At 59.5% G+C, this 12,604-nt stretch carries 11 protein-coding genes; 3 read left to right on the top strand and 8 right to left on the bottom strand.

Annotated elements, in window-relative coordinates:
• Positions 1 to 35: 35 nt before the first annotated feature.
• The 5 genes from AC1RAC_RS01950 to AC1RAC_RS01930 all read right to left on the bottom strand — a co-directional run bounded on the left by AC1RAC_RS01950 (position 36) and on the right by AC1RAC_RS01930 (position 4,108).
• Positions 36 to 803, bottom strand: a complete 768-nt coding sequence (locus AC1RAC_RS01950) for an SDR family oxidoreductase (RefSeq protein WP_034126013.1) — start codon at positions 801 to 803, stop codon at positions 36 to 38.
• A gap of 21 nt (positions 804 to 824) precedes the next feature.
• Positions 825 to 1,892 (bottom strand): phosphotransferase family protein, encoded by a 1,068-nt coding sequence (locus tag AC1RAC_RS01945; protein ID WP_054897959.1) that lies wholly within the window; start codon positions 1,890 to 1,892, stop codon positions 825 to 827.
• 129 nt (positions 1,893 to 2,021) lie between these two features.
• Complete coding sequence (locus tag AC1RAC_RS01940) at positions 2,022 to 2,975, bottom strand: 2-hydroxyacid dehydrogenase (RefSeq protein ID WP_034126011.1); 954 nt, start codon at positions 2,973 to 2,975, stop codon at positions 2,022 to 2,024.
• Between the two features lie 144 nt (positions 2,976 to 3,119).
• Entirely contained in the window at positions 3,120 to 3,554 is a 435-nt protein-coding gene (locus AC1RAC_RS01935; protein ID WP_054897958.1) for a hypothetical protein, read from the bottom strand.
• 53 nt (positions 3,555 to 3,607) lie between these two features.
• Complete coding sequence (locus tag AC1RAC_RS01930) at positions 3,608 to 4,108, bottom strand: DUF4822 domain-containing protein (protein WP_492616075.1); 501 nt, start codon at positions 4,106 to 4,108, stop codon at positions 3,608 to 3,610.
• A gap of 551 nt (positions 4,109 to 4,659) precedes the next feature.
• Here AC1RAC_RS01930 and AC1RAC_RS01925 point away from each other — a divergent pair.
• Complete coding sequence (locus AC1RAC_RS01925; protein WP_127881911.1) at positions 4,660 to 5,937, top strand: serine/threonine transporter; 1,278 nt, start codon at positions 4,660 to 4,662, stop codon at positions 5,935 to 5,937.
• Between the two features lie 212 nt (positions 5,938 to 6,149).
• Here AC1RAC_RS01925 and acnB read toward each other — a convergent pair whose 3' ends face one another.
• The gene (acnB, locus tag AC1RAC_RS01920) at positions 6,150 to 8,759 is read right to left on the bottom strand and encodes a bifunctional aconitate hydratase 2/2-methylisocitrate dehydratase (protein ID WP_003190828.1); all 2,610 of its coding nucleotides are present in this window, start codon (positions 8,757 to 8,759) and stop codon (positions 6,150 to 6,152) included.
• 395 nt (positions 8,760 to 9,154) lie between these two features.
• Between acnB and AC1RAC_RS01915 the strand changes: the two genes are divergently transcribed.
• On the top strand, positions 9,155 to 9,625 hold the full coding sequence (locus tag AC1RAC_RS01915; RefSeq protein ID WP_032892118.1) for a DUF1289 domain-containing protein: 471 nt from the start codon (positions 9,155 to 9,157) through the stop codon (positions 9,623 to 9,625).
• Between the two features lie 130 nt (positions 9,626 to 9,755).
• Here the strand turns inward: AC1RAC_RS01915 and AC1RAC_RS01910 are convergent, their stop codons facing one another.
• Positions 9,756 to 10,619 (bottom strand): universal stress protein, encoded by an 864-nt coding sequence (locus AC1RAC_RS01910; RefSeq protein WP_492616074.1) that lies wholly within the window; start codon positions 10,617 to 10,619, stop codon positions 9,756 to 9,758.
• A gap of 149 nt (positions 10,620 to 10,768) precedes the next feature.
• On the opposite strand from AC1RAC_RS01910, the gene AC1RAC_RS01905 reads away from it, so the two are divergent.
• Complete coding sequence (locus tag AC1RAC_RS01905) at positions 10,769 to 11,371, top strand: MiaE family protein (protein ID WP_032892116.1); 603 nt, start codon at positions 10,769 to 10,771, stop codon at positions 11,369 to 11,371.
• Here the strand turns inward: AC1RAC_RS01905 and AC1RAC_RS01900 are convergent.
• Positions 11,327 to 12,526: an MFS transporter gene (locus AC1RAC_RS01900; RefSeq protein ID WP_034126006.1), complete on the bottom strand. Its 1,200-nt coding sequence runs from the start codon at positions 12,524 to 12,526 to the stop codon at positions 11,327 to 11,329. The genes AC1RAC_RS01905 and AC1RAC_RS01900 overlap by 45 nt on opposite strands.
• Between the last annotated feature and the right edge of the window lie 78 nt (positions 12,527 to 12,604).

The following is a 12,604-nucleotide window of genomic DNA, read 5'->3' as shown; positions in this document are numbered from 1 at the left end:
GGCGAGCCCGTTCGCCACCGACAGTGCAGGCGGCTTCAGGACAAGAAGCCACCGTCCACGTTGAGAGAAACGCCCGTGGTGTAGCTCGATGCGTCACTGGCCAGGTACAACACCGCGCCAGCCATTTCGCTGGGGTCGGCCACGCGCTTGAGCGGGATCTGCGCCAGGGCAACTTTCAGGATCGAATCGTTCTTGACCAGTGCCGAGGCGAACTTGGTATCGGTCAGGCCCGGCAGCAACGCGTTGCAACGGATACCGAACGCCGCGCACTCCTTGGCGAATACCTTGGTCATGTTGATCACGGCGGCCTTGGTCACCGAGTAGATGCCCTGGAATACGCCCGGCGAGATGCCGTTGATCGAGGCTACGTTGATGATGCTGCCGCCGCCGTTCTCGCGCATCAGCTTGCCGGCTTCCACCGACATGAAGAAGTAACCACGGATATTGACGTCAACGGTCTTCTGGAATGCGCCCAGGTCGGTGTCCAGTACGTTGCAGAACTGCGGGTTGGTAGCGGCGTTGTTGACCAGGATATCCAGGCGGCCGAACTGTTCACGAATGCCGGCGAACACCTGGGTGATCTGCTCCATTTCACCAATATGGCAGGCAATGGCCGTGGCTTTGCCGCCCTCGGCGATGATCGCATCGGCCACGTGCTGGCAACCCTCCAGCTTGCGGCTGGAGACGATCACATGGGCGCCTTGCTGGGCCAGCAACTTGGCGATGGCTTCACCGATGCCACGGCTGGCGCCGGAAACAAACGCAATCTTGCCATCGAGGTCGAACAGGTTGGTCTTGGACATGAGGGTTCCTTGTAGTTGCACTCAGAGCGCTGATTTGCCGATGACATTCAGGCTCATCTGCTCCAGCAGTTTGTTCATGTGGATGAACTGCGCGAAGCGTTTGTCCTGGGTCTGGCCATGGAAGAAGCGGTAGTAGATCTGCTGCACAATCCCGGCCAGACGGAACAGGCCGTAGGTGTAATAGAAATCGAAATTGTCGATCTGGATGCCGGAACGCTCGGCGTAGTAGTCGACAAACTGGCGGCGGGTGAGCATGCCGGGGGCGTTGCTCGGCTGGCGGCGCATCAATTGCACCGGCGCCGGGTCTGCGGCCTCGATCCAGTAGGCGAGGGTGTTGCCCAGGTCCATCAGCGGGTCGCCCAGGGTGGTCAGCTCCCAGTCCAGCACGCCGATGATCTGCATCGGGTTGTGCGGGTCGAGGATCACGTTGTCGAAGCGGTAGTCGTTGTGCACGATGCTGGAGGTGGGGTGGTCGGCAGGCATCTTGTCGTTGAGCCAGGCGCGTACCGCCTCCCATTTTGGCGCGTCGGGCGTCAGGGCTTTTTCATAGCGCTCGCCCCAGCCGCGAATCTGCCGCGCCACGTAGCCTTCAGGCTTGCCCAAGTCGGCCAGGCCGCAGGCGTGGTAGTCGACCTGGTGCAGTTCGACGAACTTGTCGATAAAGCTCTTGCACAAGGCTTCGGTGCGGGTAGCGTCCAGGCCCAGCTCAGCCGGCAGGTCGGAACGCAGGATGATGCCGTTGACGCGCTCCATCACATAGAACTCGGCGCCGATCACCGATTCATCGGTGCAGTGCACATACGCCTTGGGGCAGTACGGGAAGCCATCTTTGAGCTGGTTGAGAATGCGGTATTCGCGGCCCATGTCGTGGGCAGACTTGGCCTTGTGACCAAACGGCGGGCGACGCAGCACGAATTCCTGGTCGGGGTATTCCAGCAGGTAAGTCAGGTTCGACGCGCCACCAGGGAACTGGCTGATTTTGACGGTACCGCTCAGGCCCGAAATATGAGCTTTGAGGTAGGGATCGATCAGGCTGGCATCAAGTTCTTCGCCTGGGCGAATCTGGGTCGATTGGTCGTTCAGCGCCATGCTTATCCCTTCTGCTTATTCTAAAGGCCTTGGACTATTTCCTAATCTAATGCGCATAGCCGCCCAGCGACAAGGTCGGGGCGGTTTAATAGGTTAGCGTGTTGAAGGGTGATCAGCGTGCCTGATTGGTCATTTTGCGGGCGCTGGCAAGGCCACCGGTGTAAGCACGGGGCGGCCGGCAAAGTATTCCACCAGGTTATCAGCGACGCGCTGCACCGTGTCATGGGCCGCTTCCGGGGACAGGCCGGCCACGTGGGACGTCAGCACGGTATTGCTCAGGCGCTTGAGGGCGTCGGGCACTGCAGGCTCATCGTCAAACACGTCCAGCGCGGCGCCGCCGATGCGGCGCTGCTCCAGCGCGGCGACCAGGTCGGCGGTCACCACTACGCTGCCGCGCCCGATGTTGACCAGAAAGCCGTGCGGCCCCAGGGCGTCCAGGGCGTGACGGTCGATCAGGTGACGGGTGCTGGCACCGCCGGGCGTAGCCAGCACCAGGAAATCCGAGGTACGCGCCAGCTCGACAGCCGTCGCACAGTAGGTGTAATCCACGTCATCGCGGGGTTGGCGGTTGTGATAACTCACCTCCATGCCGAACCCCAGGGCGGCGCGCCGGGCAATCTCCATCCCCACCGCACCCAGCCCGAGAATCCCCAGGTGTTTACCGCTCAGGGAAGGGCGCATCACTTTCGGCCATTCGCCACGCCGCACCGCTGCATCCGTCTGGGGAACGCCACGCACCAGCGACAGCAGCAGCGCCATGGCATGGTCGGCCACCGACGGCGCATTTACCCCTGCACCGTTGGTCACCACGATCCCACGATTGCTCGCGGCCTGCAGGTCCACGTGTTCGTAGCCGGCACCGATCACGCAGATGATTTCCAACAACGGCAGTGCCGCGATTTCATCGGCGTACAACCCCAGCGGGCCACGGGTCAGCACGGCCTTGATCTGCCCACCGTGCAACTTGATCGCCTGAGCGCGTTCGACGGGCGTCGGCGCCAGAATCACATGAAAGTCATTGCTCTCGATGATTTGCAGGTACTCGTTGATGGTTTCAACCAGGACCAGAACGGTGGTGGGCATGGGGCAGCTCTCCGGTGAGTTCGATGCTCTGAGTATGCTGCATTTTTGTTGCGCGAAATGCCGAGGGCCCGAGAAAGCGCGACTGATTTTGCGAAAGGTGCCAGCGTCTCGGCGAGCGGGAGACGCTGTTTGCACGCGGGCGAATTATTTAGCGGGTGCAGCCTTGCGCACCTTGCTCTGTTCGGCCGCTACGATGTCCATGTAATCGTAGGTAGGAAAGAACTCTGTCCTGAAGGGCCCCCATGCAGAGCGTTCGATGGCGAGATTGACCTCCCGCAGGCGCGAGGCGGGGAAGCGTAGAACGATGACGTGGCCGATCCCCATGGCGATGGTCCAACTGACGATCTCTACCCCTTCAGGAGGGAATACTTTAAAGAGTTCCTGTTCGGTGAGTTTTGTTCTTATTTCGTTCAAGTTGCGAGATTGGTCATGTTTGAGGAAAACGGTCAGCAGCACCGCATTGTCAGCGCTGATGGCGACAGGTTTTCCTGATGTGGAAGCCTGCGCATGAAGGCCGCCTGAAACAAGGGTAGAGAACAATAAAACAGACGCCAATAAAGGCTTTAATAGCGTTTTCATTGAGTGAGGCCTTTTATGAGTATTGTCGCTACTCGTGGGGTGAGTGTTGAGGGTTAGTGGGTGGGGGTGGTTTTTACTGATCCGGTATAGGGCGCATGAACCACATGTATTCGAACAAGAGGGTTGGCGTCGATCATGTCGCGCGGCACTTCACGAGAGTAAGTGAATTCCTGATTGTTCAACGTCTCAAGTTTTCTGACGATGGTTCTCGTTGCACCTTTATCGGGTATCAGGATATGGTTTTTCCTGTCCCCTGTTACCATGAAGTAACCGCCGCCGCCGTTGTCATATTTTGATAGCCCGGTATCGGTGTAGAAAAATTCGTAGCGATTACGCTCAGGGTCCCACGCTGATATTCCAACGACACCTGGGTACTTGTCCTTTACATCGATCTCTGGGGCGCCCTCTATATAAACTTTTGTCGTCAGCCAGCGGGGGGATGTGCCCAGGGCACTTGCGTCGGAGTTTTCTACTGCCGGTTGTGCTTGGCTGGCCAATGGGCTGAGCATTCCGGTGGTAAGTATCAGCGAGAAAATAAGGTTGTGTTTTTTCATCAAGTCGCTCCTGGCGAGTGAGGTTTTTAATTCTGCTGTCGTGGGTTTAGAGGACTTTGTTTTTTGAGCTGAGCTGGAATATAGACGTGATAGGAGGGGCTCTCAATGCTTGGGAAAACCCTTGCAACAAAACCCGCAATAATTAAAGTTTCAGTCCAGATGCGCTGATTAACTGTCTGTAAGAACTTTCTTATATGTGAGGGTGCGTAACTTTAATTGATGTTGGGTTTCTGTCAGCGGCTTCCCACTGGAGAACTTTGAATGACTGGATTTGTTTAAACACAGCTTCGCCGGCCTTGCGTGATCGACCCTCCCAATGCCACGCCGGCAGGGAGGCTCGTGAGGTGGGTAAAGGCGGTGCGCATCTGGCGTTGAATCAACTGAGCTGCCCATGGACCGCCTTCCAGGCTTTGCACTGCAGTGCCGTTCCTCAGCTAAGTCTTTGCTTATTCACAAGAATCCCGGACAATCGCGCCCCTGTTAAGGTCAGGGCGCTGCCTGTCAGGTTTTTCTGACTCGTCCTGGCCGTGTGAATGCGGAGATCCGACCGGATGAATGATCAGGCCAATAGCGTCGACGAACGCTATGCAACGACACCTGCAACGCTCACAAGCTGGAGCCGCCAGGACACCACCTGGATGCTCGGGCTGTTCGGTACCGCCATTGGCGCCGGTACTTTGTTCTTGCCGATCAACGCGGGCCTGGGGGGCTTCTGGCCGCTGGTGATCCTGGCGCTGCTGGCCTTCCCGATGACGTTCTTTGCCCACCGTGGGCTGACCCGTTTCGTGCTGTCCGGCCGCGAAGGTTCCGACATCACCGACGTGGTGGAAGAGCATTTCGGTATTAAGGCCGGTGCACTGATCACCTTGCTGTACTTCTTCGCGATCTTCCCGATCCTGCTGATCTACAGCGTGGCGCTGACCAATACTGTCAGCAGCTTCATGGAGCACCAACTGCACATCCTGCCGCCGCCCCGGGCGATCCTGGCGTTTGTATTGATCCTCGGCCTGCTCGCCGTTGTGCGCTGCGGTGAACAGGTGATCGTCAAGGCCATGAGCCTGATGGTGTACCCGTTTATTGTGGCCTTGCTGTTCCTGGCGGTGTACCTGGTGCCGCACTGGACCGGCGGCATTCTCAGTACCGCCAGCGAAGTCCCCGCGCCTTCAGCCTTGCTCAACACGCTGTGGCTGGCGATTCCGGTGATGGTGTTTTCGTTCAACCATTCGCCGATCATCTCGGCTTTTGCGGTGGACCAGAAGCGCCAGTATGGCGCTCACGCCGAGGAGCGCAGTTCGCAGATCCTGTCCCGCGCGCACTTGCTGATGGTGGCGATGGTGCTGTTCTTCGTGTTCAGTTGCGTGCTGACCCTGTCGCCCGCGCAGTTGGCGGAAGCGAAAGCGCAAAACCTGTCGATCCTGTCGTACCTGGCCAACCACTTCGATAACCCGACGATTGCCTTTGCCGCACCGTTGATTGCGTTCGTGGCGATTGCCAAGTCGTTCCTGGGCCACTACATCGGTGCAAGCGAGGGCCTCAAGGGCCTGGTGGTCAAGACTGGCCGCCGTCCGGCACCCAAGACCCTGGACCGCATGACCGCCGCTTTCATGTTGGTGGTGTGCTGGATCGTCGCCACGCTTAACCCGAGCATCCTTGGCATGATCGAGACCCTGGGGGGGCCGGTGATTGCGTCGATTCTGTTCCTGATGCCGATGTACGCCATCCGCAAGGTGCCGGCCATGGCCAAGTACCGTGGGCAGGCGTCGAATGTGTTTGTGACTGCAGTTGGCTTGGTTGCCATTACGGCGTTGGTGTATTCGCTGGTTGCGTAGGAGCGAGCTTGCTCGCGAAGAACGTCAACGATAACGCGTGCTTCCTGGATGAACGCGGCGCCGGTGAGTTTTTCGCGAGCAAGCTCGCTCCTACACTGGATTAGGGCAGCCAGCTCCCACATTTGTTTTGTGTTGGCAGTAAAGGTTAATTCCAGGCATAAAAAAACGCCGCGTACCTTGCGATACGCGGCGTTCTTCACATCAACACACCGTTAAGCTTGAATCACCGGGATGTTGGCGCTTGCTGCGATCTTGCGGAACTCGGCGATCTGGTCGAAGTTCAGGTAGCGGTAGACGTCACTGGCCATGGTGTCCAGTTTCGCTGCGTAGCCCATGTACTCTTCGACTGTCGGCAGGCGACCCAGAGTGGAGGCGACGGCCGCCAGCTCAGCCGATGCCAGGTAGACGTTTGCACCATCACCCAGGCGGTTCGGGAAGTTACGGGTCGAGGTAGACACGACGGTGGAGTTCGGCTCAACGCGTGCCTGGTTACCCATGCACAGCGAGCAGCCTGGCATTTCCATGCGTGCGCCAGCCTTGCCGTAGATGCCGTAGTAGCCTTCTTCGGTCAGTTGGTGAGCGTCCATCTTGGTCGGCGGCGACAGCCACAGACGGGTAGGCAGCTGGCCCTTGACCTGCTCCAGCAGCTTGCCGGCAGCGCGGAAGTGACCGATGTTGGTCATGCACGAACCGATGAACACTTCGTCGATCTTCTCGCCAGCGACGCTGGACAGCAGACGGGCGTCGTCCGGGTCGTTTGGCGCGCAGAGGATCGGCTCGTTGATTTCCGACAGGTCGATCTCGATGATTTCGGCGTATTCGGCGTCGGCATCGGCTTCCATCAGCTCCGGGTTGGCAACCCAGGCTTCCATCGCTTGGGCGCGACGTTCCAGGGTGCGTGCATCGCCGTAGCCTTCGCCGATCATCCAGCGCAGCAGGGTGATGTTGGAGTTCAGGTACTCGGTGACGGACTCTTTGGACAGCTTGATGGTGCAACCGGCAGCCGAACGTTCAGCCGAGGCGTCGGACAGCTCGAAAGCCTGTTCCAGCGTCAGGTCGTTCAGGCCTTCGATTTCCAGGATGCGGCCAGAGAAGGCGTTCTTCTTGCCTTTCTTTTCTACGGTCAGCAGGCCAGCCTGGATCGCGTAGTAAGGAATGGCATGCACCAGGTCACGCAGGGTGATGCCAGGCTTCATCTTGCCTTTGAAGCGCACCAGAATCGATTCCGGCATGTCCAGTGGCATTACGCCAGTGGCTGCGGCGAACGCGACCAGGCCAGAACCGGCCGGGAACGAGATGCCCATCGGGAAACGGGTGTGGGAGTCGCCACCGGTACCGACGGTGTCCGGCAGCAGCATGCGGTTCAGCCAGCTGTGGATGATGCCGTCGCCTGGACGCAGCGATACACCGCCACGGGTCATGATGAAGTCAGGCAGGGTGTGGTGGGTGGTCACGTCGATCGGCTTCGGGTAAGCCGCGGTGTGGCAGAAGGACTGCATCACCAGGTCGGTCGAGAAGCCCAGGCACGCCAAGTCTTTGAGTTCATCACGGGTCATTGGGCCGGTGGTGTCCTGGGACCCCACGGTGGTCATCTTCGGCTCGCAGTAGGTGCCTGGACGAACGCCTTTGCCTTCTGGCAGGCCACAGGCCTTGCCGACCATTTTCTGCGCCAGGGTGAAGCCTTTGCCGGTGTCGACAGGCGCTTCAGGCAGCTTGAACAGGTCGGTCGGGCCCAGGCCCAGCTCAGCGCGTGCCTTGTCGGTCAGGCCACGGCCGATGATCAGCGGGATACGGCCGCCAGCACGGACTTCGTCCAACAGCACTGGGGTCTTCATTTCGAAGGTGGTCAGGACTTCGTCGGTGCCGTGCTTGCAGACTTTGCCAGCATGCGGGTACAGGTCGATCACGTCGCCCATGTTCATGTTGGTGACGTCGAATTCGATTGGCAGTGCGCCGGCATCTTCCATGGTGTTGTAGAAGATCGGAGCGATCTTGCTGCCGAAGCAGAAACCGCCGGCACGCTTGTTCGGCACGTAAGGTACGTCGTCACCGAAGAACCACAGTACCGAGTTGGTCGCTGACTTACGCGACGAGCCGGTACCGACCACGTCACCCACGTAGGCGATCGGGAAGCCTTGGCCGCGCATTTCTTCGATCTGCTTCATCGGGCCGGTCTTGCCTTGCTCGTCCGGCACGATGCCTTCGCGAGCCATTTTCAGCATGGCCAGGGCGTGCAGCGGGATGTCAGGGCGGGACCAGGCGTCAGGCGCCGGCGACAGGTCGTCGGTGTTGGTTTCGCCGGTGACCTTGAAGACGCGCAGGCTGATTTTGTCGGCCAGGGTAGGGCGGTTGCGGAACCACTCGCCGTCAGCCCAGGACTGGATCACGCCTTTGGCGTGCTCGTTGCCGTTGCGGGCTTTTTCGGCGACGTCGTGGAACGCATCGAACATCAGCAGGGTGTGCTTGAGTTGGGCGGCCGCGACGGGCGCCAGTTCGGCGTCGTCCAGCAGCTCGACCAACGTCACGATGTTGTAGCCGCCCTGCATGGTGCCGAGCAGTTCAACAGCGCGTTTCTTGTCGATCAGGGGGGAAGTGGCTTCGCCCTTGGCCAGGGCAGACAGGAAACCGGCCTTGACGTAAGCGGCTTCGTCAACGCCTGGTGGAATACGGTTGGTGATCAGGTCAACGAGGAATTCTTCTTCGCCAGCCGGAGGATTTTTCAGCAGCTCGACCAGGCCTGCGGTTTGTTCGGCGTTAAGCGGCTGGGGAACGATACCCAGTGCTGCACGCTCTTCGATATGTTTGCGGTAGGCTTCAAGCACAGTTATTACCCTCATCAGTGGTCCCACGGGACGCTCATCCAGAAATGAACGGCACGCATGCGCTCGGGGGCTTTTTGGGCCGCAAAGCCAGCGCTGCCGGCATTCCTTACAGAAGCTGCTTTCAAAGTTTTACGCCTGCAGAACGGAGCTGATGAGGGTTGGCGCGGGCTCTGACCTACCGGGTCAAACCTGCGCCAACACCGTTCTGAAGGAACGACTGTGCTCGTGACGCTTTGAAAACAGCTTCCAGCGGATTATTGGCGCCTTACAAGGCCGGGTGATTCTACGGCAAAAAAAATCTAAAGGTAAGTTGCCTGCTCAAGTTTGCTGGGTGATCAACCTTAGACAAAGGGCTAACATGGCGCACTGTTTCGCTGATTTGCGTGTTGCTGCCCATGCCCAACCAAACCATCAAGACCCCCTGCGTCGGCCTGTGCTCCACGGTCTACGGCGATCTCGTGTGCCGTGGATGCAAGCGCTTCCACCATGAAGTAATCCAGTGGAACGGCTATAACGAAGAAGAAAAACGCGCGGTCTGGCTCAGGCTTGAGCAGCTGTTAGTGCAGGTCATGGCCGGTAAAGTGGAGGTTTTCGACCCCAAGACCCTGCGCGGGCAGTTGGAGCAACGCAAGATTCGCTTTGTGCCACACCAGTCCGAGTATTGCTGGGCCTACCAGTTGATCGCCCGTGGGGCCCGGGTGATCAATAACCTGGAAGCCTATGGCATGGTGCTGTTGCCGGAGTTTCGCGACTGGGCGCTGCCTGAACTGCGCGATGCCATTGATCGCGAGTTCTTTATCTTGTCCGAGGCGCATTACCAGCGCTATATCGCGCCGGGGTTCTTGAAAGATGCGCTGGGTAACTGACTGGCGAGGTCAATGTGGGAGCTGGCTTGCCTGCGATTGCGGTGGGTCATCGGGCGCATTTACTCCTGATACACCGCAATCGCAGGCAAGCCAGCTCCCACATTTGATCCACATTGCCTGAAGGTCGGTGTCAGGGCTTGGTCGCCAGCTCTTCCAGATGGTCCATGAGCGTCTGCGGTTTGAGCACCAGCACATCGCTTTGCACCGCATCCAGCACCACTTCTGCGGTATTGCCGATCAACGCGCCGGAAATCCCCGTGCGCGCCACCGTGCCGATAATGGTCACCGCCGCCTGCAACCGATGGGCGATATGTGGGATCAGCACATCGGCCGGGCCTTCCTCGATATGCAGATGCCTGTCGTCCACGTCGAACTCGGCCTGGAAGGCCTTGCATTGCTCGCGGTAGCGCGCCTCAATGGTTCCCTTGAGCTGAAAGGTCGGGTCTGCCGCCGACAGCATGGGCGAGGGGTGAGCGCTGATCACATGCAACTGCGCTTTGGCGAGGCTGGCGATATCAAAGCCATGGTCGATGATCGAATTGTGCAGCGAGCGGTGTTCGCCGTCGGCGTTGCCCACGTCGATGGCCGCCAGGATCACGCCGCCCGCCCAGGGGGTGGCGGTCTTGACCAGCAACACCGGCGTTGGGCAGTAGCGCAGCAACTTCCAGTCCGCCGGGGTCAGCAGGGCTTTTTTCAGAGGGTTGTCGGGGAAGTGCTGTTTGATCACCAGGCCACAGCCTTCGGCTTGCTGCACATCGATGATGGTTTCATGCAGGCTGTCGTTCCAGGCCTGCTCGGTGGTGACGCTGTAGCCGTCTTCTTTCAAGCCTTCCTTGAGCAGGCTCAGCAGCGCCGAATGCTCGTGCTTCTTGTCACAGACCAGCAAGTGCAGGTGCGCGTCGGTGACTTTGGCAATCAGCTTGGCACGCTTGAGGGCCAGGCTTTCCGAATGCTCGGGCTCGATGACCACCAGGATGCTGCGGATGGCTTGCATGGTCGGGATCTCCAAAAGGGCAGGCGTTGGATAACTATAGTTGCTGCTACGCAGCCGTCATGTTGATACACATCAAGGCCGGTGGCTGGTGGTCTGCGACGGGGTCGGTATAATCGGCGCCCTTTTGTGATCCTTTGCCCGTGAGCCCGATGAACCTGCCCGAAATCCATGAATTCCTCGGCTGCCGCACCCCCGATGCCTGGGTCCAGGCCGCGTTGGCCGATCAGGAAACCCTGCTGATCGACCACAAGAACTGCGAATTCAAAGCCGCCAGCACCGCCTTGAGCCTGATGGCCAAGTACTACGGCCACGTTGACCTGATCAACATGATGTCGCGCCTGGCCCGCGAAGAGTTGGTGCACCACGAGCAGGTCATGCGCCTGATGAAAAAGCGCAAGGTCGAACTGCGTCAACTGCACGCCGGCCGTTACGCCTCGGGTTTGCGCAAGGTGGTGCGCAGCCATGAGCCGGTCAAGCTGGTGGATACCCTGGTGGTGGGGGCCTTTATCGAAGCGCGCAGTTGCGAGCGGTTCGAAGCGCTGGTGCCGCATTTGGACGAAGAACTCGGCAAGTTCTATTTCGGCTTGCTCAAAAGCGAGGCGCGGCACTTCCAGGGCTACTTGAAGCTGGCATACCAGTACGGCGACGCCAAGGATATCGCCCAGGTGATCGAGCGGGTACGGGCCACCGAGCAGGACCTGATCGAATCACCCGACGTCGAGTTCCGCTTTCACAGTGGCGTGCCAGCCTGAGGCCACGGCCACACCGATCAAGGCGGTGATCCCGGTCAGCAGCAGGATCACCGTTGGCGTGCCCAAAGGCGCTGCCAACACGGCAATCATCAAGCCCGCCAAGGGCTGGGCCAGGTTGTTGAGCAAGGTCATCACGCCAACGGTCTTGCCGAAGTCCTGCACCGGAATCACCCGTTGGCGGGTGCTGCGCAGGTACACGTTGAACATCTTGTCGAAGCCGGTCAGCAGCAGGAACCCCACCGTGTAGGCCCACACGCCGGGGCTGAGCGCGGTGATCAGCGCGCCGACGGTGATCATCGAGTACGACAACCCGCCCAGTACCTTCAGCTTCAGTGATGAATGCGCCAGGTAGAACAGAATCGCGATTGTCACCAGCGCCCCGGCGGCTTGCAGCAGGGCATAGGCGTCTTTGCCCGCTGCGTAGTGGCCGGTGACCATGGCAGCCGAGGTAGCCAGCGTCACGCCGACCATCAGGTTCACACCGACCGCCAGGACGATGATGCGTTTCAACTCCACCCGGTTGAGGATGTGGCCAAAAGCGGTGCGCAGGGGTTGCAGCCAGTTACCCGGCTGTTGTTCATGGATGTGCAGGTCCACCGTGGTGTTGCGCTGCCAGATCAGCATCGCCAGGTCTGCCAGCACAAACAGCGCGGCGACGCCCAGCACTACCCATGGCCACGCCCAGACTTCCAGCATCAGCGCCGCCACCAATGGCCCGAGCACCAGTCCGCCCTGGTCGGCGATCTGCGAATAGGACAAGGTCTTGGCGTAGGTGTACTGCCCGAAGATATGCGGCATCACCACTTCCCGCGCCATGATGCCCTGGGTGGTCAGCACGCCGCACAACGCGGACAGCATCACCAGCCAATGGATACCGTCGAACAGCCCATACAGCGCCATCGCCACCACGCAGGCCAGGGCCCGATACACCTGGCTGATATGCAGGATACGCACCGGTGAAAACCTGTCGCACAACGCGCCGCACACCGGAAACGCCAGGTAGCGCGGCAGTGACTCGATAAAAAACGCCAACCCCGCCCACGACACGCTTTGCGTGGTCTGGAACACGATCAGTGGCACGATAAACAGCAGAACCTGGTCGGCCAGCCGTGAAAGGAACAGCGAAATGAAGAACGCCAGGTAATCCTTGCGCATGGAGCTCCCTGTCAATGGCGTTAAAAACTGCAGGCTATTTGTTAAAAACTCTTAAAAGCATGAAGCTTCTTCGCTGTG

The organism is Pseudomonas sp. GW823-FHT02F05, assembly GCF_058797315.1.
This window is presented reverse-complemented; position numbering and strand designations above follow the sequence as displayed.